General features: G+C 44.0%; 24 protein-coding genes and 1 tRNA gene. 10 read left to right on the forward strand and 15 right to left on the reverse strand.

From position 1 onward, the window contains the following. Positions 1–144 precede the first annotated feature (144 nt). The 6 genes from ftsB to GPUN_RS12150 are packed head-to-tail and all read left to right on the forward strand — an operon-like array spanning position 145 to position 4,379. The gene (ftsB, locus tag GPUN_RS12125; RefSeq protein WP_006007199.1) at positions 145–426 is read left to right on the forward strand and encodes a cell division protein FtsB; all 282 of its coding nucleotides are present in this window, start codon (positions 145–147) and stop codon (positions 424–426) included. Positions 427–431: 5 nt separating this feature from the next. After that, complete coding sequence (gene ispD / locus GPUN_RS12130) at positions 432–1,190, forward strand: 2-C-methyl-D-erythritol 4-phosphate cytidylyltransferase (protein WP_006007201.1); 759 nt, start codon at positions 432–434, stop codon at positions 1,188–1,190. 57 nt (positions 1,191–1,247) lie between these two features. Next, positions 1,248–1,724 (forward strand): 2-C-methyl-D-erythritol 2,4-cyclodiphosphate synthase, encoded by a 477-nt coding sequence (ispF, locus tag GPUN_RS12135; protein WP_006007203.1) that lies wholly within the window; start codon positions 1,248–1,250, stop codon positions 1,722–1,724. Then, positions 1,718–2,815: a tRNA pseudouridine(13) synthase TruD gene (gene truD / locus GPUN_RS12140; RefSeq protein WP_006007206.1), complete on the forward strand. Its 1,098-nt coding sequence runs from the start codon at positions 1,718–1,720 to the stop codon at positions 2,813–2,815. Before ispF ends, truD begins: the two co-directional genes overlap by 7 nt. Before the next feature lie 13 nt (positions 2,816–2,828). Beyond that, the gene (locus tag GPUN_RS12145) at positions 2,829–3,467 is read left to right on the forward strand and encodes a protein-L-isoaspartate(D-aspartate) O-methyltransferase (protein WP_040521082.1); all 639 of its coding nucleotides are present in this window, start codon (positions 2,829–2,831) and stop codon (positions 3,465–3,467) included. 33 nt (positions 3,468–3,500) lie between these two features. Further along, positions 3,501–4,379, forward strand: coding sequence for a peptidoglycan DD-metalloendopeptidase family protein (locus GPUN_RS12150; RefSeq protein WP_141567294.1), 879 nt, complete (start codon positions 3,501–3,503; stop codon positions 4,377–4,379). A gap of 27 nt (positions 4,380–4,406) precedes the next feature. Here the strand turns inward: GPUN_RS12150 and folA are convergent, their stop codons facing one another. The 4 genes from folA to rplU form a co-directional block, all read right to left on the reverse strand. Then, a complete protein-coding gene (gene folA / locus GPUN_RS12155) occupies positions 4,407–4,904 on the reverse strand; it encodes a type 3 dihydrofolate reductase (protein ID WP_006007214.1) in 498 nt (165 codons plus the stop codon). A gap of 67 nt (positions 4,905–4,971) precedes the next feature. Next, positions 4,972–6,147, reverse strand: a complete 1,176-nt coding sequence (gene cgtA / locus GPUN_RS12160; RefSeq protein ID WP_006007216.1) for an Obg family GTPase CgtA — start codon at positions 6,145–6,147, stop codon at positions 4,972–4,974. Positions 6,148–6,363: 216 nt separating this feature from the next. Further along, positions 6,364–6,621 (reverse strand): 50S ribosomal protein L27, encoded by a 258-nt coding sequence (gene rpmA / locus GPUN_RS12165; protein WP_006007218.1) that lies wholly within the window; start codon positions 6,619–6,621, stop codon positions 6,364–6,366. Between the two features lie 81 nt (positions 6,622–6,702). Continuing rightward, positions 6,703–7,014: a 50S ribosomal protein L21 gene (gene rplU / locus GPUN_RS12170; protein WP_006007220.1), complete on the reverse strand. Its 312-nt coding sequence runs from the start codon at positions 7,012–7,014 to the stop codon at positions 6,703–6,705. Positions 7,015–7,247: 233 nt separating this feature from the next. Here rplU and ispB point away from each other — a divergent pair, with 233 nt between their 5' ends. After that, positions 7,248–8,219: an octaprenyl diphosphate synthase gene (ispB, locus tag GPUN_RS12175; RefSeq protein WP_006007223.1), complete on the forward strand. Its 972-nt coding sequence runs from the start codon at positions 7,248–7,250 to the stop codon at positions 8,217–8,219. Between the two features lie 32 nt (positions 8,220–8,251). On the opposite strand, the gene pepQ is transcribed toward ispB, so the two are convergent. Further along, positions 8,252–9,580 (reverse strand): Xaa-Pro dipeptidase, encoded by a 1,329-nt coding sequence (gene pepQ / locus GPUN_RS12180; RefSeq protein WP_006007224.1) that lies wholly within the window; start codon positions 9,578–9,580, stop codon positions 8,252–8,254. 109 nt (positions 9,581–9,689) lie between these two features. Next, a complete protein-coding gene (locus GPUN_RS12185) occupies positions 9,690–11,660 on the reverse strand; it encodes a transglycosylase SLT domain-containing protein (RefSeq protein ID WP_006007226.1) in 1,971 nt (656 codons plus the stop codon). A 511-nt stretch (positions 11,661–12,171) separates the two neighbouring features. Here GPUN_RS12185 and fadB point away from each other — a divergent pair. Continuing rightward, entirely contained in the window at positions 12,172–14,322 is a 2,151-nt protein-coding gene (gene fadB / locus GPUN_RS12195; RefSeq protein ID WP_006007230.1) for a fatty acid oxidation complex subunit alpha FadB, read from the forward strand. Positions 14,323–14,357: 35 nt separating this feature from the next. Continuing rightward, on the forward strand, positions 14,358–15,521 hold the full coding sequence (gene fadA, locus GPUN_RS12200) for an acetyl-CoA C-acyltransferase FadA (RefSeq protein ID WP_006007232.1): 1,164 nt from the start codon (positions 14,358–14,360) through the stop codon (positions 15,519–15,521). Between the two features lie 76 nt (positions 15,522–15,597). On the opposite strand, the gene cspE is transcribed toward fadA, so the two are convergent. The 9 genes from cspE to orn all read right to left on the reverse strand — a co-directional run bounded on the left by cspE (position 15,598) and on the right by orn (position 23,468). Beyond that, on the reverse strand, positions 15,598–15,807 hold the full coding sequence (cspE, locus tag GPUN_RS12205) for a transcription antiterminator/RNA stability regulator CspE (RefSeq protein ID WP_006007234.1): 210 nt from the start codon (positions 15,805–15,807) through the stop codon (positions 15,598–15,600). Positions 15,808–16,125: 318 nt separating this feature from the next. Beyond that, positions 16,126–16,623 carry an acetolactate synthase small subunit gene (ilvN, locus tag GPUN_RS12210; RefSeq protein WP_006007237.1) on the reverse strand — a complete coding sequence of 166 codons (498 nt, stop codon included), beginning with the start codon at positions 16,621–16,623 and terminating at the stop codon, positions 16,126–16,128. After that, positions 16,623–18,341, reverse strand: coding sequence for an acetolactate synthase 3 large subunit (locus GPUN_RS12215; protein ID WP_040521083.1), 1,719 nt, complete (start codon positions 18,339–18,341; stop codon positions 16,623–16,625). Before GPUN_RS12215 ends, ilvN begins: the two co-directional genes overlap by 1 nt. A gap of 185 nt (positions 18,342–18,526) precedes the next feature. Then, a complete protein-coding gene (locus GPUN_RS12220) occupies positions 18,527–18,916 on the reverse strand; it encodes a MaoP family protein (RefSeq protein WP_006007241.1) in 390 nt (129 codons plus the stop codon). A gap of 192 nt (positions 18,917–19,108) precedes the next feature. Then, complete coding sequence (locus GPUN_RS12225) at positions 19,109–19,519, reverse strand: DUF4442 domain-containing protein (protein WP_238528984.1); 411 nt, start codon at positions 19,517–19,519, stop codon at positions 19,109–19,111. Positions 19,520–19,606: 87 nt separating this feature from the next. Beyond that, positions 19,607–21,835 carry a DNA helicase RecQ gene (gene recQ / locus GPUN_RS12230; RefSeq protein ID WP_006007246.1) on the reverse strand — a complete coding sequence of 743 codons (2,229 nt, stop codon included), beginning with the start codon at positions 21,833–21,835 and terminating at the stop codon, positions 19,607–19,609. 240 nt (positions 21,836–22,075) lie between these two features. Next, positions 22,076–22,657 carry an acyl carrier protein phosphodiesterase gene (locus GPUN_RS12235; protein ID WP_006007248.1) on the reverse strand — a complete coding sequence of 194 codons (582 nt, stop codon included), beginning with the start codon at positions 22,655–22,657 and terminating at the stop codon, positions 22,076–22,078. A gap of 68 nt (positions 22,658–22,725) precedes the next feature. Continuing rightward, positions 22,726–22,801: transfer RNA gene (locus GPUN_RS12240), tRNA-Gly, on the reverse strand. A 121-nt stretch (positions 22,802–22,922) separates the two neighbouring features. Further along, positions 22,923–23,468, reverse strand: a complete 546-nt coding sequence (orn, locus tag GPUN_RS12245; RefSeq protein WP_006007249.1) for an oligoribonuclease — start codon at positions 23,466–23,468, stop codon at positions 22,923–22,925. Positions 23,469–23,572: 104 nt separating this feature from the next. Here orn and rsgA point away from each other — a divergent pair, with 104 nt between their 5' ends. Next, positions 23,573–24,622, forward strand: a complete 1,050-nt coding sequence (rsgA, locus tag GPUN_RS12250) for a small ribosomal subunit biogenesis GTPase RsgA (protein ID WP_006007252.1) — start codon at positions 23,573–23,575, stop codon at positions 24,620–24,622. The last annotated feature ends 6 nt before the right edge of the window (positions 24,623–24,628 follow it).

A 24,628-nucleotide genomic window follows, 5' to 3' on the forward strand; every position in this document is an offset into this window, starting at 1 on the left:
TTTTACAAGTAGCTAACTAGCCTCTGTCAACTTACGGAAACTGTATACATCGCATGCTATTATTATGGCGTATAGAAGCGTCAAAATAAGTGTTTTTTGTTTACACGGCACAGGCACTTATCTTTGGTTTAAGCAGAGGCATATATGAAAAAAAAATGGATTGCGCTGTTGTTAATTGTCATGCTTAGCGCATTGCAATACAGGCTCTGGTTTGGCAAAAACAGTGTCTATGACTTTCAATTTAAGCAAGACCAAATTACCACGATAAGCGAACAAAATGCGAATTTACGGCAGCGTAATCAACTCCTTAGAGCCGACATAGAAGATTTACAATTGGGCTTAGAATCCATGGAAGAGCGCGCGCGTAACGAATTAGGCCTGATTAAAGAAGGCGAAACTTTCTACCGTATATTGCCCAAAGAGTGACTGCCTTGCCATCTACCTCTATATTCCCTGTGATTATCCCCGCGGCAGGAATTGGCAGCAGAGTGGCTGCCGCTACTGCAAAGCAATATGTCAGCATTGGCGGAAAAACAATATTAGAGCACACCGTGCAGATCTTTTTATCACATAATCAAATTGGTAAAATTATTGTAATGTTGCACCCTGAAGATTACACTTTCACCACTTTATCAATTGCTAATCACCCACAGGTTATGGCGGTTATTGGTGGCTGTGAGCGCGTAGACTCTGTGCTACAAGGCTTACGCTGTATTGTTAACTTCCAAGACCCAACACAATTTGTGTTAGTTCATGACGCTGCAAGACCTTGCGTCAACGCGCAAGACATAACACGACTTATTGAAAGGTGCACGGCTATTGCACCAAGCGATAATGTCTGTGGCGCAATACTGGCGTGTCCCGTTACCGATACTATTAAAAAAGCCGCTTCTACAAAAATATCTTCAGGACATTCACAACACTTTTCTATAATAGATAATACGATAGAGCGTTCTTTGCTGTGGCATGCACAAACGCCGCAGATGTTTCGCATGAATGAATTGATACACGCAATTGAAACAGGTTTAGCTAAGGGCACAAAGCTAAGCGATGAAGCCTCTGCTATGGAAAATTGTGGAAAAAGCGTGTTATTAGTAGAGGGGCCTTCTAGCAATATAAAAATTACGAAACCCAGCGATATAGCACTTGCTACATTTTACTTAAGCGCCATTAACAAGAGCAATAAATAATACGCGCTTTATATATGAACGTTAAAACAACGGTTATGCCATACAGGACAAGCAACAATGATACGAGTAGGACACGGTTACGATGTACATAAATTTGGCGGTGAAGGCCCCATCACTTTATGCGGTGAAAAAATTGACCATACCCACGGCCTTATTGCGCACTCCGACGGTGACGTGGCAATACATGCTTTGTGTGATGCACTATTAGGTGCTCTAGCCCTTGGTGACATAGGTAAGCATTTTCCTGACACCAGCGCTGACTTTAAAGATGCTGACTCAATGCACCTACTGACGCATGTATACGGCCTGATTAATGACAAAGGTTATACGCTGGGAAACGCAGATATTACCATCGCCGCGCAGGTGCCTAAACTTGCCCCTTATATACTTAATATGCGCAGCAACATAGCCAAACAGCTAAAGATAAGCGTTGATAACATAAGTGTAAAGGCAACCACCACCGAAAAACTTGGTTTTGTGGGGCGTGAAGAAGGTATTGAAGCACACGCAATGGTCTTGGTTTGCGCATGCTGAATTTACAGGTAGACCCTTGGACACACTTACACGGTGGTGCGCTTTTTAACGCCACTATAAAAACGCAACTAAGCGACTTCAAAGTCTTTGAAACATTAAGCTTTGAGCCCAATAGCAGCGGTGAGCATACACTTATTCACATTGAAAAAACCGGCTTAAATACTGCGTTTGTGGCCGAAGCGCTGGCTAAATTTGGCAAATTACCCTTACGTAATGTTAGCTACGCTGGTCGCAAAGATAAATACGCCATCACCTCACAGTGGTTTGGCATTTATCATGGCGGCAAAGCTAAAACCGATTGGTTAACATTTGAAATGCCCGGCGTTCGCATTATCGAGACGGTGCAAAATGAACGAAAGCTGCGCACCGGCGCAATAAAATCTAATAAATTTGAGATTGTAATGCGCGATATTGACACGCTAGACCAAGCTGCCCTGTTGAGCCGAATAGAGGCCATAAAGGTGCGCGGCGTGCCAAACTACTATGGCAACCAGCGTTTCGGCGAGCTTATTAAATCCGATGGCAGCGTGATACTGGGCGGCAATTTACAACTGGCAGAAAAACTAGTAAACGGTGAAGAAATCCGTAACCGTAATAAACGATCAATGGCAATTTCAGCCCTTAGAAGTTGGCTTTTTAATCACTTTGTCAGCAATCGCATCAGCCAACTTGCCTACCAGGCATTGCTTGACGGTGATGCCTTGTCGTTAAGCGGCAGCAATAGTTTTTTTATTCACGCGCAAAATGATGAAGCACTCCTAGCGGCAACGACCGACAGACTTAAACGAGGCGATGTGTTAGTTACCGCGCCTTTATGGGGAGAAGGTGAACTAGATAGTCAAGGCCAAGCAAGAACCTTTGAACAATCAGCAGCAGATGAGTATTCACAGGTTTGTGATACTTTGGTGCGCTTGCAATTATCTCAACAAAGACGACCGGTATTGCTCTTTGTTGAAGATTTTTCGGTACAAATAAGCGATAATTCAGCCGTACTTTCATTTAGCCTGCCGTCGGGTTGTTTCGCCACCTCGGTACTGCGAGAAATAGCGAACGTTAAAGTAGGTTCGCATGCGCACGTTATAACATCTTAATATAGCTGGAAGCATCAGTATGACATCACGTAAAGGCTTACAGTTGGCCGGGGTATTAAAGCAAGAGGGCATTACCAATGAAGCGGTGATGGCAACTATCGCTAGCGTTCCCAGAGAAATATTTTTACCGGCAGCGCTGGCGCACAAGGCGTATGAAAACATCGCCCTACCGATAGGGCAAGGACAAACCATTTCCCAACCTTATATTGTCGCCAAAATGACAGAGCTGCTCTTAAGCGGTATTGGGCCTGCGGCAAAAGTATTAGAAGTGGGCACAGGTTCAGGCTATCAGACCTCGATTTTAGCCAAAATATTTGCGCAAGTATGCAGTGTCGAGCGTATTAAAGCGCTACAGTTTCAAGCAAAGCGCCGTTTAAACCAGCTTGATTTACATAACGTAAAATTGAAACACGGTGATGGTTGGCAAGGCTGGGCGAGTAAATCTCCCTTTGATGGCATTATAGTCACCGCGGCAGCCGCCAATATACCTGAGCAGCTTATAAATCAATTGGCCGACGGCGGTCGCTTAATTATCCCCGTAGGCGGCAAGCAGCAGCAGTTGCTTTGTATTGACAAGCAAAACGGAAATTTGTCCAACACCGTCATTGAAGTCGTCAATTTTGTGCCTCTCGTTGCAGGGGATATAATATGAAATTGTTAACCGCTTACACGATATTTGACTAACATGAGTATAACCGTATTTAATAAGCTTGCGCTAATTCGCCTGTTAAGAAAAACACGCCGCCACACCACAATGTTGGCATTACCACTATCGTTAGCATTATTCATGAGCGCCTGCTCCAGCAATTTTGTACCCGCGCCTGTGGTGCATTTGTCGACCAAAACTGCCACTGTGGAAAACGTAACCCAAATCACTGGTGACACCTACATAGTAGAGCCAGGAGACACCCTATTTGCTATCGCTTTTTACAGTGGAAACGACTACCGAGAACTAGCTAGGCTAAATAACATATCGCCCCCTTACACAATTAAATTAGGCCAGAAGCTGCGTTTAAACCCTGTAAAGACTAAGCAAGTTACGGCGAAAACCAGTGAAGCGCGAAGCACTGAAAACAATGTAAGCATGAACAAAGTTAAGCAAACAAAACAGCAGCAATCTACTGCAAAAAAGCCGGCGCCGACAAGTGAAAATCAAGTCAGCAATCATGTAGCTTTAAATACCACTAACAATCAATTGGCCTGGGCATGGCCTGCTAGTGGAAATCGCACTATCGCGACGGTTGGGAGCGACGGCAGTAATCGTGGATTAGATATTAAAGGTATGCTAGGCGCACAGGTACTAGCTGCGGCTGATGGAAAAGTTGTTTATGCTGGCAATGCTTTAAAGGGCTACGGAAATTTAATTATCATAAAGCATAACAACGATTATTTGAGTGCATATGCACATAACAACACCATCTTGGTGAGCGAGCAAACATTTGTTAAGCAAGGACAGAAAATCGCCACTATGGGCAGTTCAGGTGCAAGTGAGATAATGCTGCACTTTGAAATTAGGAAAAAAGGAAAGTCAGTTGACCCTTTTCGCTATCTGCCCGGGCAATAGCATTGCTTTATTATTGCTAGATGTGCTTTATTTTGAGCGTAAAAGGGTAATAAACTCATACTCATGCGCATTCTTTTCATCAGGCTGATGAGTTTCACGCTCGAGCACTTTCCATGAAGCCATTTTTTCGTAATCAGGAAATTGAGTATCTCCTTCAATGTCTATATTAATGAAGGTTAAGAATAGCTGTTGGGCTTTTTGCAAAAAAGCTTCATATATCGCGCCACCGCCAATGATCATTACCTCGTCCGCTTCTATTGAAGCAATCCTTAGCGCAGAATCACAGTCATGCACGACAATAGCATCGCTTAAAGTATAAGCTTGGTTGCGCGTAACCACAATGTTTTTGCGACCAGGCAGGGCTTTGCCAATGGATTCATACGTTTTACGTCCCATAACCACAGGCTTCCCTAGGGTTACTGATTTAAAGTGCTTTAAATCAGCAGGTAAGTGCCAAGGCATTTGATTATCTTTACCGATTACTCTGTTTTTTGCCATTGCGGCAATCATACTAATTTTTATCATAATTCAATGCTTTATTGATGCCGTTTGGCATAATTATAAAAACTGCTGTACAGCCAAATTACTAATTCTATTCGTTCACATATACAACGTTAGGATGGTCGTCATCTTCATCATCGTCATCGTCTTCGTCGTCAAAATCGTCGTTATCAATGCTTTCTTGCGCCTTGCTAGCCACTAGTGCACTGTCCCATGTAAAGCTCATTGGTTCATTATCTTGCTCATTTTCTTCTTGCGGCGGTAGGGTAAGCATAAACTGCATGATATCTTGACACAGCTCCATTGAACCATACTTGTTAATTGCTGACATTTGATAATAGTCGTCTTCCCAACCCATTTGATCCGCTATTTGCTCACAAAGGGCATCAGCTTCTTGCTCAAGCATTAGGTCTACTTTGTTAAAGACCAACCAGCGCGGCTTAGCGGCTAGCTTTGGATTATAAGTTTCAAGCTCGTTGATAATGGTCAGCGCATTTTCGACTGGGTCACTGCCGTCACTGGGCATAATATCAACCAAGTGAAGCAGTACGCGACAGCGTTCAAGATGCTTTAAAAATTGAATACCTAAGCCAGCCCCTTCAGAGGCACCTTCAATCAAACCAGGGATATCGGCAATAACAAAACTTGCCTGCGAGTCGAGCCTGACGACGCCCAGATTAGGCACAAGAGTGGTAAAAGGGTAATCAGCAACTTTTGGCTTAGCCGCTGATACAGAGCGTATAAAAGTAGATTTACCAGCATTTGGCAAACCTAATAGGCCTACGTCAGCTAGCAACAACAACTCTAGGGTTAAATGGCGAATTTCACCCTTAGTACCGTCTGACTTTTGACGAGGCGCTCGGTTAGTGCTACTTTTAAAACGTGCATTGCCTAAACCATGAAAGCCTCCTTGGGCTACTTTCATCGTTTGCCCGTGCACGGTTAAGTCGCCTAGCACTTCACCCGTTTCTTTGTCGGTTGCGCGCGAGCCTACCGGTACTTTTAAATAGAGGTCTTCGCCTTTACGCCCTGTGCAGTCGCTGCCTTGACCGTTTTTACCGCGCTCAGCGCGGTGGAAACGTTCAAATTGGAAATCGATGAGCGTATTTAAGTTCTCATCGGCTTCAAGATAAACACAGCCGCCGTCACCACCATCGCCGCCGTCAGGACCGCCATTGGGTATGTATTTTTCGCGTCTAAATCCAACTACGCCGTTACCGCCGTCTCCAGCTTCTACGCGTATTTCTGCTTCATCTACAAATTTCATTTACTTGGCTTAATCCTGTATGACTGTGTATAAATCACTGACCTTGTGTGGAGAGTATATCAGCTTTATTAATGTTCGATAACTAGGCGCTTCAACTTCATATTACGAGGTAAAAAACGTAAGTTGAGTTAACTACTATGAGTGTGGCGAAAACCAAACCATTAAAGCAAAAAAAACCCCGCAGCTGCGAGGTTTTTGTATTAATTACCAACCGTATTATGCAGCAACTATGCTTATAAATTTCCGGTTTTTAGGGCCTTTCACTTCAAACAGGACTTTACCGTCAGTAAGAGCGAAGAGGGTGTGGTCACGACCAATACCCATGTTTTCCCCAGGGTGGAACTTAGTCCCACGCTGACGCATAATTATGTTACCAGCTAACACGTCTTGACCACCAAAGCGCTTAACACCTAAGCGCTTACTGATTGAGTCGCGACCGTTTTTGGTACTACCACCGGCTTTTTTATGTGCCATGAGTTCGTCTCCTAATACTTGCTAATGAGCGATTAACGATAGTCATACTACAATGCTACCGTTAATAATTCTATAAAATAGTTACGCGCTTATCGCTGTAATTTTCACTTCCGTGAACCACTGGCGATGTCCTGTTTGAGTCCTAGAATTCTTTCTACGACGAAACTTAACAATTTTAATCTTGTCGCCACGACCATGGGTAACGACTTCAGCGGTGACTTTACCGCCGACTACTTTAGGTGTGCCAATTTTAATATCGTCACCGTTACTGACCATCAAGACTTCATCAAACTCTACGGTTTCACCCGGAGCAACTTCGATTTTTTCTAGACGAACGGTTTGACCTTCGGCCACACGGTGTTGTTTACCACCACTTTGGAAAACCGCGTACATATATTTCTCCGCACTGCGCATTCATGCGCTTAATTCAAAAAACAGGGCGCGAATTATAGGTAAAGTTTCGTTTCGTTACAAGCAGAAATTGCACTTAATTCACACAATATCGGTCTTGTTATCAATTTACACTCAAGCAAGGCTTATTTTTCATCTAAAACATCGACATAACTAGAGATACATGGCGTTTAATGTAAAATAGCGGTAATCCAATAAATAATATAAAGAGTGGCATGGATCTTACCAGCATAAAAACCTTGAGCGAATCTGACATGAACGCGGTTAACAAACTCATACAGCAGCAAGTGGCTTCAGATGTCGTATTGATTAATCAGCTTGGGTTTTATATCGTCAACAGTGGCGGTAAACGCATTCGTCCGCTCATCACGATACTTGCCGCGCGCGCACTTGGTATAAACAACAACAATCATCATACTTTAGCGGCTATTATTGAATTCATTCACACCGCGACCCTACTGCATGACGACGTGGTGGACGAATCTACCATGCGTCGAGGACGCGAAACAGCAAATGCTGTGTTTGGTAATCAAGCCTCGGTCTTAGTAGGTGATTTTTTATATTCACGCGCGTTTCAAATGATGGTCGCCTTAAAGCGAATGCCCGTAATGGAAATACTGTCAGACGCTACCAACCGAATAGCCCAAGGTGAAGTCATGCAGTTAATGAACTGCAATGATCCCAATACCACCGAAAAAAGCTATTTAGACGTGATTTATAGTAAAACTGCGCGCTTATTTGAAGCGGCGACTCAGTTAGCGGCAGTGCTAACAGACCAACCTGAAATAATAGAAAAAGCAATGCAAGACTATGGCAAACATTTAGGCACCGCGTTTCAACTGGTAGACGACGTGCTTGACTACGTCGCTAATGAGCAAGACATGGGTAAAAAAGCGGGAGATGACCTAGCGGAAGGTAAACCTACGTTGCCGCTACTTCATGCGATGTGGAACGCATCTCCTAGCGACGCTGTACTTATTCGAAGTGCAATTGAAAATGCTGACGGTATGGATAATTTTGATATTATTTTGGGGCTTATGCACCAGTCTGGTTCAATTAAATACACCCAAGATTTAGCGCTAGAAGAAGCAAGCAAAGCAAAAGAGGCCTTGTCGGTCATACCTGAGTCGCAATACAAAAGTGCTTTACTCGGGCTAGCCGACCTTTCCGTAAATAGAATCAGCTAAAACCTTATATATTTATGCATTTACCGCGTGACTTAGCCTAAGCCAGCCTCTCGCGTCATGTTCTCGTTGCGCAGTTGGTGCACAATAACGTTATCCTCAATTCTCACACCACCAAAAGGTCGCATGTGGTCAATCACATTCCAATTAACATATTTTGAATGTTCGCTGCCTTTTAAATTAGCTAATAATGACTCAATGAAATATACGCCTGGCTCGATAGTGAAGACATGTCTGGCTTCTATTATGCGAGTGCATCTCAAAAATGGGTGCTGCTGTGGTGGTGGGTTTTGCGTAGCTCTATCATCGCTTGCATGCCCTAAAACATCGTGTACCTGCAAGCCTAAATGGTGCCCCACGCCATGCGGGAAAAACGTGCTCACAATACCTAAATCTACAGCATCTTGGGGTGGCATATTAAGCACCCCAAAGTTAGTCAGAATGTGTGCCACGCCTAAATATGCGGCCTTATGAATATCGACATAGCTGACGCCTGGTTTCATTTTATCAACCAAGGATAGATTAAGTGCACTCACCGCTTTTATTAAGTCAGCAAATTCATGCCCAGCCTTTGTGGTGTAGGTACGAGTAATGTCTGCGGCATAACCTTGAAAGCTGGCGCCTGCGTCAATTAAAAAAGATAAATTTTGTGCCGGCTTACTATTTTCAAGTGCGGTGTAATGCAGTATTGAACTATGCTCGTTTAGCGCCACAATATTGCCGTAAGGCACTTCATTGTCACCCTGTTTAGCGGCCAGCAAGTAAGCTTGGTTAATTTCAAATTCACTACTGTGCTCCATAAATGCCTTAGCTGCCGATTTATGAGCACCTACTGCGATACGGTTTGCTTGGCGCATACACGTAAGCTCATAATCAGTTTTATAGGCTCTATGGTAGTGCAAGTAGTGCATTACTCTATCGGGATTGACTACGTCAAAGCCCAAGGCTTTTGCCACTTCAATATACTCGCCAATGTAGGCATAACGAGACTTGTCGTAGGGCAGATGTTTTTCGACGGTATTGGCCTGCTTTAAGTAAACAATGTCAAAGTATTCGACCCAGAAGTCAGTGGGCGTTTGCGGGACTTTATGCCAAAAATCTACTGGCTGGTAAAACACCAGCTTGGGTTTGTCTACGCCATTAACAATTAACCAACAGTTTGGGTTGTCGATTATTGGCAACCAAGCTTTAAATTGGGGGTTTACCCTAAATGGATAAATGGTATCGTCTAAAAAGTGCTTTTTGCCTTGACCAGAATGAATCACCAATCCGTCAATGCTTTCGCGCGCTAGCGCTTCTTGTGTGCGTGTTTGTAATGTGTCGATATGTTGGGCGTACATCGTCGCCATTGCGTCGTTTGACATACTTTATTTATACCTTCTACTATCGCTTCTGTTATCGTTTCATGCTATCACAACGCAAGCATGCGTGCGAAATGATAAAGCGCTAAGCCATGTAAGTTTGTATCGACAACTAAAGCGAGACAGGGATTGGCGTAGCAATAAATCTTTCAAAAACAGAGGCCTTTGCCAGCGCCATTTCATCAGGCAACACCACTTCATTATGCAACTGTGCATAATAAATTTGTTTGTAGGCGGTTACGGCTTTCACGTAATTGCGCGTTTCACGAAAAGGGATCAGTTCTACCCAAATATCGGAGGCAAGTGCCTCGACTTGTGGCAGCCATTTTTGCACGTTGCGCCACCCTGCATTGTAGGAAGCAGACACCAAAATTTGATTGTTATCTAACTTGTCCATGAGATAACGTAAATACTTATTGCCAAGCCTAACGTTTGTTTCTGCGTCTAGCAATCTTTTTGAACTGATATACCTTTTCTCTAAATATTTGGCGGTACTGGGCAATAACTGCATCAACCCTCTGGCATTGGCAGGCGACACAGCATCGGGCATAAAGGAGCTTTCTCGGCGAGCAATGGCGAATGCCCATTCAGGATCTATGTCCTTTTTGTTCGCTTCGCGCACCATAATATCGGCAAATGCGATGGGGAAACGCCGAGTCACATCGTTCAAATAACCGTGCCGTGAAAATGTAAAAATGGCTTGGTCGGGCCAATCCCAAGCGCTTGATATTACAGCTGTTGCCAGCTTCTCATCTTCATCCAATTGGCCTTGGGTATGACGCCACTCTAAACGAGCTTCGTGCTGGCGACCTAACTTACGTAACTCATATGCTCGCTGACTTGACGCCAACGACTTTACTTTGAAGACAAGTTCATCGGGTACCACCACAGGCGAATTCTCAAGCTGGTAAGGCAGGCCAACTCGTGCACTGGCTAGAAAGCCATAGTAATGCCGATGAGTGGCTACCTGTTTATACAGTATATTGGCTTCATCTTGCCTGCCAAGCTGCTCGTACGCCCGCGCAAGCCAGTAGCTGTATTTTTTTGCGGCTACTTTTTGTGGGGCAGCGTTTTCAATCAAGAGTACAACCCGCACCCAGTCTTGCTGACGTAATAGATACGCAAGATGCCACCGCATTACTTCTGGATCATCTGCTCCAGCTGCGGCTTTTAACAAATACTCTTCGGATGCCTCATGGTCGTCAATCGCTAGCTTTATACCAAAACGAGAGTATATATGGGCCCGCTGTGCTTGTGTAAAAACCATGCTTGTCTCAGCTTTTTGCATAATCTGCACAGCTAAGTTACGGTCGCGCCATACCAGACGAGTCAAGCCATAGCTCATAATGTCAGCTTCAATTAGCGGATACTGGCCTATAAACGCTTTACTATTTTTGACATAAGCAGGATTTCGCCGAGTATTTTGCCATAGATCGGCTAAGTACTGCTTTTCTTTGGGCAGCAAAGTGCGCAGGTAAGGAATGAGAGTGTGTTGTCCGCCGTCGGCCGCTTTTTGAATGCGCAGCAGCACGAGGTCTTCACTTAACTGATTTGCCGCAATCCACTTTTTAAAAATGCCGTCGCATTGCTTAGGCTGCGATTCGGCAACGGTCCATAGCTCAGCAATTTGTGAATAAAGCCTGGTAATATCGGTTCCCAGCGCTACTGTAAAATCAAGATAAGCGCAGGCAAGCGCTGCGTCACTTGTCGCTGTGTAAAATTCCACGAAAAGTGCTGCACGCTGTCTTTGTTCTAAATATTGTAACCAATTGCGTCTTAGTTTTCGTGCCAAGGGTGTGCCCTCATATTGCACTAAAAAAGCACGCACCTGTTCTTCATCAGACAACTGCAGGCGATCGCTTAGTTTACGTTCAATTAAATAAGGAATAAGTGGGTAGTCGCTCAGAGATTGCACCGTTTCCATTAACTCAACATTGTCCATTTGCCAAACTCTCTTTTCAGCGCGCACAAATGCCGCGCGCTGTGCCTCTCTATCAGGCATGGCGAACAAATCATCAGCAGCGCTTGTCTGAGCAAAGCCAACAGCACTAAAAACACACAAAATAAAAAATGAGCTCAACATCAATATGGACCTGTTTATCATAAAAGTCGGCTGCCCTTTTTCAACCAGCAAAGACGACCCACACGAATTATATGTGATATTGAGGACAAATTTTGCCCTAGCGAAAAGATTGATGGATGTTCTCCTGAATGTTTTTACAAATGTTGTTATGGTTACCCTCGTCACCACTGAACAAAATATTTTAGAAACAATATATGCGCTAGTAAGAATGGCAATGTGAAAGAAAAGTAAGACCTATCAAAGGTTAATTGTGTATTATCTGCTGCCGTATTATCTATACAATAAGTAATCGCAATAGTTCTGTGCAGCGAAAGAAAAAGTCTGTAAGCAACAGCATTGAACATGCCAAACATCCATTCTTTTCATTTTTGGAACCTATTTAGCGTTAACGAATATGGATCTACGGTATCACGCTAAATGATAGTCATAAGGACTTTATGCTGTAAGCTATTGCTGATCATTAGTGGTTTTATTTTGTAACAATCTATACATTCACTTAAAGGAGATAACCATGGTTTACGAAGGCAAAAGTCTTAGCGTAACAATGACTGATGGCGGTATTGCCGAGTTAGTTTTCGATGCCCCAGGCTCGGTTAATAAATTTGACCAACAAACAATATCTGAGCTTGACCAAGCAAACGCCGCCATTAAAGACAATAGCAATATTAAGGGTGTCTTAGTTCGCTCGGCAAAATCAAGTTTCATCGTAGGCGCAGATATTACCGAATTTACTGATTTATTCAGTCTGCCTGAGCCTGAAGTTCTGGCTTGGGTGGCTAAAACATCGCAGGTATTTGACCACTTTGAAGATTTACCCGTGCCTACTATATGCGCAATTAATGGGTTTGCACTGGGCGGTGGCTTTGAAATGAGCTTGGCCTGCGACCTGCGTTTAGCGGATGAAACAGCGCAAGTGGGCTTTCCGGAAGTGAGTTTAGGCTTAATGCCAGGCTTTGGCGGTACTGTACGCTTACCTAGAGTCATAGGCGCTGACAATGCACTGCAGTGGATGACAACAGGCAAGCCTAGAAAGGGCCAGCAAGCGTTAGCAGAAGGCGCTATTCAGGGCGTAGTTGCAGCGCAGCAGTTACATGAAGGTGCCCGCACCATGCTGCTTAGCGCTATCAACGGCAAACTAGATTGGCAGGGGCGTCGTGAACAGAAAAAAGCGCCGCTTAAACTGAATAAGAATGAAGCAACTATGAGTTTCTCAACGGCGGCTGCTATGGTTGCTGCCCAGGCTGGCAGACATTACCCAGCCCCTCATAAGATGGTTGAAACCGTTCAAAAAGCAGCACGAAGTGGCCGCAACGAGGCTTTAAAACTTGAAAACGAAGGTTTTGTGGCATTATCCAGAACCAACGCATGTAAAGCGCAAGTAGGTATCTTTTTAGCTGATCAAGCTGTTAAAGGCAAAGGTAAAAAGCTGGCTAAAAGCGCCGCTAGAGTCATAAGGCAGCACGCTGTTTTAGGCGCAGGAATAATGGGCGGTGGTATCGCATATCAAGGTGCCATAAACGGTGTACCCACCGTTATGCGCGACATTGCGCAACCAGCGCTAGATTTAGGCTTAAACGAGGCTTCAAAAATATTAGTAAAAGGGATGGAGCGCGGTAAAGTAGACGCTAAGAAAATGGCCACTACCCTCAACAACATTACTCCTACCCTAGATTTAAAGGCCATTGCTAATGCCGACCTTGTTATTGAAGCGGTGGTTGAAAATCCAAAGGTAAAAGCGGCGGTGCTTAAAGAAGCAGAAGACACGGTCAGCGAAGATGCCATTATTTGCTCGAACACATCCACAATTTCTATCGATTTACTGGCTGAGTCTTTACGCAAGCCTGAACGCTTCTGCGGCATGCACTTTTTTAACCCCGTGCATAAAATGCCATTAGTTGAAGTTATTCGCGGCAAGGCCACTAGCGATGCAACCATCGCTGCGGTTGTGTCGGCGACCTTAAAAATGGGTAAGACGCCTATTGTGGTTAACGACTGCCCCGGCTTTTTAGTTAACCGTGTATTGTTTCCTTACTTTGCCGGTTTCAGCAAACTAGTTATTGACGGCGCCGACTTTACCGCAATTGACAAGGTAATGGAAAAAGTATTCGGATGGCCCATGGGCCCCGCATACTTATTAGATGTGGTTGGCATGGACACCGCCGAGCACGCTGCTGGCGTAATGTCTAACGGTATACCACAGCGTATGCAAAAAATTGATAATGACCCTGTGACATTGCTATATAGCAGCTCCCGATTGGGCCAAAAAAACGCCAAAGGCTTTTATAACTATGGTATCGACAAACGTGGGCGTCCAAGTAAAGTTCCCGCCGATGAAGCTTATGCCTTGTTTGCTTCGCATGGAGGGGCTAAGCGTGAGTTTGACACACAAGAGATTATTGCTCGCGTGATGATCCCCATGGCTAATGAAGCCATTCGATGTTTGGAAGAAGGCATCGTAGGCAGTGCAGCAGAAGCTGATATGGCCTTGCTATACGGCTTAGGCTTTCCTCCCTTTAGAGGCGGAATATTTCGCTATATTGAGACCATGGGCTTAGCGAACTTTGTGGCACTTGCCGATAAATACGCAAGCTTAGGCCCGATTTACCAAATTAGCGACGGTGTGCGGGAAATGGCCGCATCAAACAAGTCATATTTTGCATAGACAAGCGTCTTTGTTTAGGCAATAAGGAGAATAAAATGAAAGATGTAGTGGTAATTGATTGTATTCGTACGCCAATGGGGCGCTCTAAAGGCGGTGTTTTCAGAAATGTGCGCGCCGAGACTTTATCGGCCCATCTTATGAGTAAGCTATTAGCGCGTAACCCCGATGTCGATCCTAGTGAAATAGAAGATATTATTTGGGGCTGTGTACAGCAAACTAAAGAGCAAGGTTTTAACGTTGCGCGTAATGCGCAGTTATTAACTGATATTCCTAGAAGTACTGGTGCGGTAACGGTAAACCGTCTGTGTGGCTCTTCAATGCAGGCGCTGCACGATGCTGTTTCTGGTATTATGAGCGGACGCGGCGACGTATATATGATTGGCGGTGTGGAGCACATGGGGCACATTCCCATGGACTACAACATTGACTTTCACCCTGGTTTGTCAATCAAGACAGCTAAAGCTTCTGGCAGCATGGGCATGACCGCCGAATTGTTAGGCCGTCAAAATGGTATTAGCCGTGAAATGCAGGACGAATTTGGCGCACGATCTCACCAAAATGCGCATAAAGCGCATTTGAATGGCGGCTGGGATAACGAGATAGTACCTATTGAAGGACATGACGCTAACGGCCTACTCACGCTAGTTGAAAGTGATGAAGTGATCCGCCCTGACACCACCACGCAGACGCTTGCCGGTTTACGCCCGGCGTTTGACCCAGTTAACGGCACAGTAACGGCCGGCACATCCTCGGCTATTTCTGACGGTGCGTCAGCTATGTTGATAATGTCGGGCGAGCGCGCAAAAGCATTAGGCCTAAGGCCTCGCGCTAAAATTAGAGCCATGGCGGTGGCTGGCTGTGACCCTGCGGTTATGGGTTTTGGTCCAGTACCTGCCACTCAAAAAGCGCTTAAGCGCGCCGGCATGACGATGGATGACATAGAACTGGCTGAATTTAACGAAGCTTTTGCCGCGCAGGCACTTTCCTGTATTAAGCAGCTTGGTTGGTTAGATGTATACAATGAGAAAGTAAACTTAAAAGGCGGCGCGATTGCATTAGGTCACCCTTTAGGTTGCTCGGGGTCGCGTATTTCAACCACCTTAATAAACGTACTTGAAGACAATAATAAGTCGGTTGGTTTAGCTACCATGTGCATTGGCTTAGGGCAAGGTATTGCGACCATATTCGAAAGAGTATAAAACGTAGATGTAAAAATGGCACGCAATGCGTGCCATTTCATTTAGAAACTTGGATAGTTTCTGATTTTCATAAAAACTAGATAGTTTCGACGTTTGCAGCTTGCAAGCCTTTTTGGCCTTCTTCTACTTCAAAAGATACTTTTTGACCTTCTGGAAGCGTTTTGTAACCTTCTGCAACGATTGCACGGAAATGAACGAATACATCCTTGCCGCCATTATCTTGTGTTAAAAAACCAAAACCTTTTTCAGGATTGAACCACTTAACTGTGCCTGTGACTTTAGACATGTAAACCTCTAATAAAAATAAATAAAACGCGTAAAAATTTACGCAATTGAATTTTTTGCAAGAGTCTTTCAAGAATTAATAACTTAGGAATAAACAACGTCAAACACTGGAACTGCGGTTGGAGCATGTGGTTATATGTAGCTACGAACGAACTTTCAAAACATTGACTTACTAAAAACATTTTAAGTATAGCACGTATTTCTCAACAAGCATGTTAAATTAGCTATTTTCGTGCACTTAGTGATCTATGTCAGTTAATTATCAAAAAAGGCACATTTAAGTGCCTTCTTATACCTTGCTCTGCGCAAAAGAATGCTATTAAGGTCGCAGCGCGCGATCGCCTCTGGACAAACTACATACACCGGTTCTTGCCGACTCTGTAATATCAGCGCAATGACCCATTACGTGAGCAAACGCGCTGAGCTTATCGCTAGTACCCGTTATTTCAATGGTGTAGTGCTGGGCAGTCACGTCAAGAATACGTGCTCTAAAGATATCTACGTTGCGATTCACTTCAGCGCGTGCAATTTCGGTTCGCGTTGCCACTTTTATGAGCATGAGCTCGCGTTCAACGTGCGGTGCTTCTGACAGCTCGGCAACGCGCAGTACGTCGATCAGTTTGTTCACCTGCTTAGTGATTTGCTCGGTTACCTTGTCGTCAGCTTGAGTAATAATGGTTAAGCGCGACAAGCTATCGTCGCTCGTAGGAGCGACGCATAGTGAGTCTACATTATAACCACGCTGCGAAAAGACGCCGGCAATTCGAGAAAGCGAGCCTGGAGCATTTTCCATTAATACAGAAATAATACGCCTCATTAGGTGCGCTCCGTTTTACTTAGACGTATATCATCCATAGCGCCATACTTTATTTGCATAGGGTATACGTGCTCGTTTTGATCAACCAAAATATCCATGAATACCAGTCTGTTTTTCTCGGCAAAGCAACGCTCCATGGCCTCGTCTAATTGGTCAAGTTTATCTACCTGAATGCCAATATGCCCATAAGCTTCCGCGAGTTTCACGAAGTCGGGCATTGAGTCCATGTATGAACATGAATGACGACCTTTGTAGTTCATGTCTTGCCATTGTCTTACCATGCCCAAGGCACGGTTATTAAGTGAAATAACCTTAATCGGCAAGTTATACTGCAGGCACGTTGACAGCTCTTGAATATTCATTTGAATACTACCGTCGCCCGTTATGACCACCGAACATGCGTCTGGGAAGGCGAATTGAACGCCCATGGCGGCCGGCAGGCCAAAACCCATAGTGCCTAAACCACCTGAATTAATCCATCGCCGTGGTTTAGCAAAGGGATAATAAAGCGCCGCAAACATTTGGTGCTGACCCACGTCTGAGCTTATATAAGCGTCACCTTTAGTATGCTTATAAACCGCTTCAATCACTCTTTGTGGTTTTATCACCTCAGCGCCCTGTTTGTAGTCTAAACACTTGCGAGCACGCCATTCGTTAATTTGCGCCCACCAGTCTTTAAGCTTCTCTTTTTGGGCCTCAGTATCTACATCTTCCATTCGGTCTAAGAATTGTTTACAAACGACATCTACCGAACCAACCACCGGAATATGCGCCTTCAGGATTTTAGAAATTGATGCAGGGTCAATATCAACGTGAATGATATCAGCATGCGGACAAAATTTATCTACGTTATTGGTCACTCGGTCATCGAAGCGAGCGCCTAATGCGACAATACAGTCAGCGTTGTGCATGCTTTTATTGGCTTCAAGCAGACCGTGCATACCCAACATTCCAACAAACTGCTCATGTACACCTGAGAATGCCCCAAGCCCCATAAGGGTACAGGTAACCGGCGCATTTAACTTTTCTGCTAGCTGTGTCACTAAACCGTCAGCTTCAGCTATAATAGCGCCGCCACCAACATAGATCACCGGACGTTTTGCGCTAAGCATGCACGCAACCGCTTTGGTTATTTGCTTGCTATGCCCCTTAACCGTAGGATTGTAAGAACGCATAGTCACATCGTCAGGAAAAACATAAGGGTGTTTGTCTTGCACGTTTACCAAATCTTTCGGTAAATCAACTACCACAGGGCCCGGACGTCCGGTGTTCGCAATGTAATAAGCTTTTGCAATCGCCATGGGAATATCGGTGGTTTTCTTGACTAAAAAGCTATGTTTTACGATGGGTCTTGAACAACCTACCATATCCGTTTCTTGGAATGCATCTTCACCAATGTGCATTGACGGCACTTGGCCCGACAACACCACCATAGGGACAGAGTCCATATAAGCAGTTGCAATGCCGGTGAGCGTATTTGTAGCGCCTGGGCCTGAGGTTACTAAGACCGTGCCGGTCCTGCCCGTTGCACGAGCATAACCGTCGGCCATGTGTGCTGCACCTTGTTCATGACGTACTAATATGTGTTTTACGTCATCTTGTGCAAACAAAGCATCGTATATATCTAAGACCGCTCCGCCGGGATAACCGAAAACATGCGAAACACCAACTTCTTTTAAGGCTTCTACTACCATAGCAGCGCCTGACATCATCCTCACCAGTATGACTCCTTAATTTATCAATAAATAAGTTCGCAGTGAATATACCTCAGCCTAGGTAAAGAAAAAACCTTAAAAAGGGATATATAACAACAAAGCGAGATATTTATCCCAATATAGCTTTTTTTTAGGATGAACGTAACGTTTAAAGGGGGAATTTACAGATTAACTAGTACTCTATCCTATTAATCGTCGAAATCCACATCCTCATCGTCATCGGTGTGATTTACCAGTTCATTTTGTTCTTGCAGTACTGTTTTTTTCGACCCGTATATACTATCAGTTTTTGGTCGGTTAATACGCTTTTGATACTTTACCCATGCACGCTGCGCGGTGTCCTTAGGTTCTATATCACCAAGCAGTGCCAGCAGTAATGTATCGTCATCACTGCTTTGCGGTTTAATTTGACCACTAACTAAGGCGCTAAAATAACAACCATATGCGACTAAAGCCTTACTCTCTGCAATTGAAAAATCACCTGAGCGGGAGAACCCATAGGGATAGTTTTTAGGGTCGTTGAACACACTTTTCAGCAACTCTTCTTTTGATAATGGTAAATTAGGTATAGTTGTCACCTTGTAATACTCCGATAAGCAAATGTTAAGCCAGTTTCGTAACGATTTAAGCGGCGAATTTGATGCCGCGTTTTCGTCTGCACATTTACGCTTGAATATCGGTGATGTCAACTAAATCATTAACTTTACAGTCCAATAATCTAAAAGCGTGTAAAAGCTTCAAATTTAGGCATAAAAACGCGTTGGCTTGCGCTAGCTTTTTTGTTTTTCAATCCATGCCCAATTCATTTCACACACTATCGGTTCTTCATTGCTCTGGTCAGTTACGGTCACAGGCACCATAATATCGCCTCTTTCGAGTGTCTGCATTTGCTCTATTTGTTCATCGCTTACCCATGCAAGCGCTTTCATTGAACCAACTGAGCGGCGCACATACTTTAGGTTCATCGATTTAATTAAGGGCAGTTTATTACTCGGTAGGTTAAGTCCTACCACAAAACCGGTAGCTGACTCTGCAAGCAATGCCATGGTGGCAGCATGCACCTGACCAATATGATTGCGCACCCTACTGCGGTTCTTTACGAAGAAGGTTACCGTTTGTAAGTCAGTGTCAATAATTTGAATTTTAGTCGTGCCCTCTAGTTTACCTTTGTATCGAAACACTAGTGTAAGTATTGGCAGGGAAAGAGCTTGGAGTATAGCATGAGACTTATAACTATTTTTATAAGCCTATTTGACATTGCAATCGCTTTATTTGCTGTTTGATTTTTGCGCTACAAACAGCACCCGCAACATATGCAGTTGGTCGTAGGAAAGCACTGCGGCCAATTCATCATATACTGGCTTTAGCCGCTCATACCCGCACTTTTCAAACGCCGCTATGCCGGCGATTAAACTGTCTTTAGAAATAGATAATTCGGCCAGCAGTGCTTCATCACCCATAAACTTTTTACCTGCCTGTGCATATTTATACAAGTGCGTATAAATCGTGTTTGTTTTTACTTTATGCTGCTGTGAGAGATCTAACACTGAGGTTCCCGCCATAAATTGCTCTACTATTTCTATGGTTTTAGACGCTAGGACGTTACCGTCTTTTTTCGGACTCGTTGTACTGGTTGCTTTGGCATCATTGCTCACCTCGGTTTTGCCATGCTCGCGGCAGTATTCCACAATAATAGTTAAGAAAATAGCACCGTACTTATCTAGTTTAGCTTGACCAACGCCGTGGATCTTTAACAAGCTGTCGTGAGATTGCGGAAAAAAATGAGCCATCTCATTAAGCGATCGGTCTGCAAAAATAGCATAAGGAGGAACAACCCCCTCATCTGCAAGTTGTTTACGTTTTCTTTTTAGCGCATCAACTAATGCTTGCTCAGGCTCTAATTGTAAAGCGTCTAGATTCGTGGCTTTAGTCTTAGCAGAACCAACTGCGCTAGCTTGCTGCAACAGTGCTAAAAACGGGGCCTTACCTTTCAATACGTCGCCGGCAAGTTGGGTAAGACGCAAACCTCCGTAAATTTCTTCCTGCTCTATTAAGCCTTTAGCAATAAGCTGCCTAGACAGTGTCATCCACTGCTTTTTAGTGAGTTCGCGCCCTATATTGTATGTCGATAGTAAGTTGTGCTGATTTTGCAGTATTTTTTCAGCGTTTGAGCCTCTAAGGACATCGGCAATATAAGAGGCGCCAAAACGCTGCCCTGTGCGATGTATACACGATAAAAACTTTTGCGCGTGCACGGTTAAATCTGACGCTTCCTTGCCTTCATTTAAGCAGTTATCACAGTGCTGACAGTCTTGTGAAATATTTGTCTCGCCAAAATATTGCAACAGTACTATACGCCTGCATTCTTGGCTTTCAGCCAGGGCTAACATGTGTCCTAAATGCATTGTAGCTAAGCGCTTTTGCTGCGCGTCTCGCATTTGGTCAATAAAATAACGGATTTTGCCCGTATCTCCGTAGCCGAACAAGAGCAAACAATCTGCGTTTAGTCCATCGCGCCCTGCCCTGCCAATTTGTTGATAGTAACCTTCAATATTTTTGGGTAAATCGTAGTGAAGCACATAGCGAACATCAGGCTTGTTTATACCCATGCCAAATGCAATGGTAGCTACAATAATATCGACATCGTCATACACAAATTTATGTTGATAGTCGCTGCGCTTTTGACTGTTTAAACCCGCATGATAAGGCAACGCTTTGTAACCATCGTTTTGTAATTTGGTGGCTAATTCGTCAACCCCAGAGCGTGATTGGCAGTAGATAATACCAGACTGCTTAGGATGCTTGTTTATAAATGCTTTAGCTTGTTGGTATGGTTTTTCCTTATGAGCGACCTCTATGTACAAGTTAGGACGATCGAAACTGGCCATAAACTCAGCGTCTTCACTAATTAATAGCTGGCGCTTTATGTCTTCGCGCACTCTTGGCGTTGCAGTTGCGGTAAGCGCTATTACGACCGCTTTAGCAAAGTGCTCAACAAGCTGGTGCAGTTGCCTGTATTCTGGCCTAAACTCGTGCCCCCATTCAGAAATACAATGCGCCTCATCTATAGCAATACAGGCAACATCTACATTTTTCAACACCGAAATGATACTAGACTGCAGCACTGTTTCGGGGGCCAAAAATAACAGCTTTGTGTGGCCACTTACAATACTGTCTAGGTTGTGTTGATATTCTTGTGAGCTAAGAGCGCTATTAAGCACACAGGCACTGACATTGAGCTCCTTAAGCTGCCTTACTTGATCTTGCATGAGTGATATAAGCGGAGATATAACCAAGGTGAGCCCATCAAATACAATACCAGGAAGTTGGTAACATAAAGACTTGCCCCCACCGGTAGGCATAATAGCGAGCGTATTTATGCCATCAAGCACATTTTCTATAATAGGCTGCTGGGACGCTCTGAATTGATCAAAGCCGAATACTTCTTTAAGCGCTTTTTTAGCGGATGCTACCTGAGACATTTTAGTGTTGGACATAGAGCGGTTACACGTTTCCTATCGAAGTTTGTCAGTACGCTCAGCTTCGTAAATGGCTAGCGAAATGTATCTGCAGATCGTAAACCTAATATACAAGGTTACCTGCTACTATGGGTGATGACGGTGTGATGACGTAGTAACGACGGTGTCAAAAACACTAATTGGGCTATGATAGCACAAGCTCTTATTGAATAAACTAAACCAACGGACAGTCTCAAAGCACAGGTAAGCACAACAATATTAGCCACTCTTATCGTGGCAATAATCAACTAAAGCTGGGTAAAACTGGGTAAAGGCTTGGTCAAATTCTTCTTGAGCACTGCTAATAAATTCAATCGACTCTTGCGCAAACTCTACGCGGTGCTTAAGGCGTCTTTCTATTTGAAAAAAAGCACGGTTTACGGCCTCTTTATGTGCATACTCATGCAACCATTGATGGCTCAACAAACCATCTTTCACATCGTTAAATCTGCCATCAATACGCACTTTACTATTCGCAAGCTCACGGTAAAATTGCTTTAGTACGCTGTGAACACAATGTTTACTATACTGTTGCCACCGAAGACTTAATAGATGATCAAAGTAAATATCAATAGTGATGCCCGACATTCTCCGAATACTGATGGGGAACTGTCGTTTTAAGTATTTAACAAGCGTGTGTTGGTCAGTGAAGGTGTCAATCGCGCGATGCAAGCGCACACCATGTTGAAGTTTAAGCGGCAGATGTTGTAAATCACTTCCTTTTACAAAGTCACCTAGAAAATTGCCTAAAAGACTTGTTTGGGTAACGTGAGCTAAATGGATATGCGCTAGGTAATTCATAGGGTGCAAACAGATAAAGGAGGTGAATGATGATTACTATGCTAACGTCTTTCGTGGAAGAAAGAAATTGGAGCGGGAAACGAGATTCGAACTCGCGACCTCGACCTTGGCAAGGTCGCGCTCTACCAACTGAGCTATTCCCGCAATTTGGAGGCGCATTATAGAAAATTTTGCGAGGGGTGCAAGGATTATTTTAATTTTTTTTGAAATAATCATAAAATGAGGAAATATTAGTCATTAGTACTAATACCTCCAGCATAAGTGTCTAAATCTTAAACACTGTCTCACGATAGTATTTCATTTCTTCTATCGATTCTATTATGTCATCTAAGGCCAAATGCACCCCTTTCTTTTTGAATCCTTTCAAAATTTCAGGCTGCCACCTTGCCGTTAGCTCTTTAACGGTGCTAACATCGATATTACGATAATGAAAATAGGCTTCAAGCGTTGGCATATATTTCACTAAAAAGCGACGATCTTGACCAATCGTATTTCCACACAGTGGGGATTTCCCTGCTGGCACATAGTTTTTCAAGAAGTCTATCGTAAGCTGAGATGCTTGAGTGACGTCAACTTCACTTTCTTTACAACGCTGAGTTAAGCCTGTACCACCATGAATATTCACGCACCAGGGATCCATGTTATCAAGAACATCAGCACTTTGATGTATCGCTATCACCGGTCCCGTGGCTATCACGCTTAACTGTGCGTCGGTGACTATTGTGGCAATTTCAAGCACCACGCAGGTGTCAGGGTTAAGCCCTGTCATTTCCATGTCTATCCAGACAAGATTTTGTTCGTTTACCGACATTTAGCTTCCTACTTATTTATACTGATCAAGTCAGTGCACTAGGTTAAATCTACACAACAAGGTATCATGTTGGACAACATTCGCCAATATGCGCCTTTATTTACGTGTCCAAAAAAACAAAGTTATCTAAAAACCAGCAGCGGCAAATTGCTAAAAATCGAAGTAAACGTCTTAACACTAATATAACTCATGCTTCAGGCAGACCTGAAGATACCAGCTCGTTAGGCGAATTAATTGATGGCCGCGTCATAAGTCGTTTTGGTAAACAAGCCATTGTAGAAACAACAAGTGCCGATAGAGACCAGCATAAGTGTTATATTCGACGTACTATCAAATCTGTGGTGTGTGGCGATCAGGTCGTATTTAGGCCAAGCACAACGCTTGAGGAACGCGACCGCGGTATTATTGAAGTGGTGATTGACCGTAAAAGCGAGCTTTCGCGCCCAGATTACTACGACGGCTTAAAACCAATTGCCGCAAACATTGACCAAATCATAGTAGTTGGTTCCATTGTACCGGCTTTATCAACGCATATTATAGACCGATATTTAGTGGCCTGTGAGCATGCACGTATCTCCCCTATCATTGTCATCAACAAAGTAGAATTACTCACAAACGAAGCCCTAGTGCAAGTTGAAAAAGACCTTGAGGTGTATACTCAAATTGGCTACCGCGTTATTATGGCTAGCTGTGTTAGTCAAGCAGGGCTAGACGCGCTAAGCAGCGTGCTTAAAGATAAAGTAAACGTGCTGGTAGGCCAAAGTGGCGTGGGCAAATCAAGCCTAATTAACCAATTACTTCCCGACTCGCAAGAAACAGTGGGTGAAGTGTCGGGAAATTCTGGCTTAGGGCAGCACACCACTACCGCAGCAAAACTTATCCCATTCAGCTTAGGCGGCGAACTTATTGATTCACCCGGTGTGCGCGAATTTGGCCTATGGCATTTACCTGTGCAGGACATAACCCAAGGGTTTGTAGAGCTTAGAGAGTACTTGGGGGGCTGTAAGTTTAGCGACTGCACGCATAGGAATGACCCTGGTTGTTTAATTCGCGAAGCGGTAGAGCTCAATAAGATTAATAACGAACGCTATCAAAGTTATCTAAAAATTGTTGATTCCTTAGAGCAGAACCGTCCAGCATATATTAAAGAATGACTGTTT

Source organism: Glaciecola punicea ACAM 611 (assembly GCF_000252165.1).
GTDB classification, from domain to species: domain Bacteria; phylum Pseudomonadota; class Gammaproteobacteria; order Enterobacterales; family Alteromonadaceae; genus Glaciecola; species Glaciecola punicea.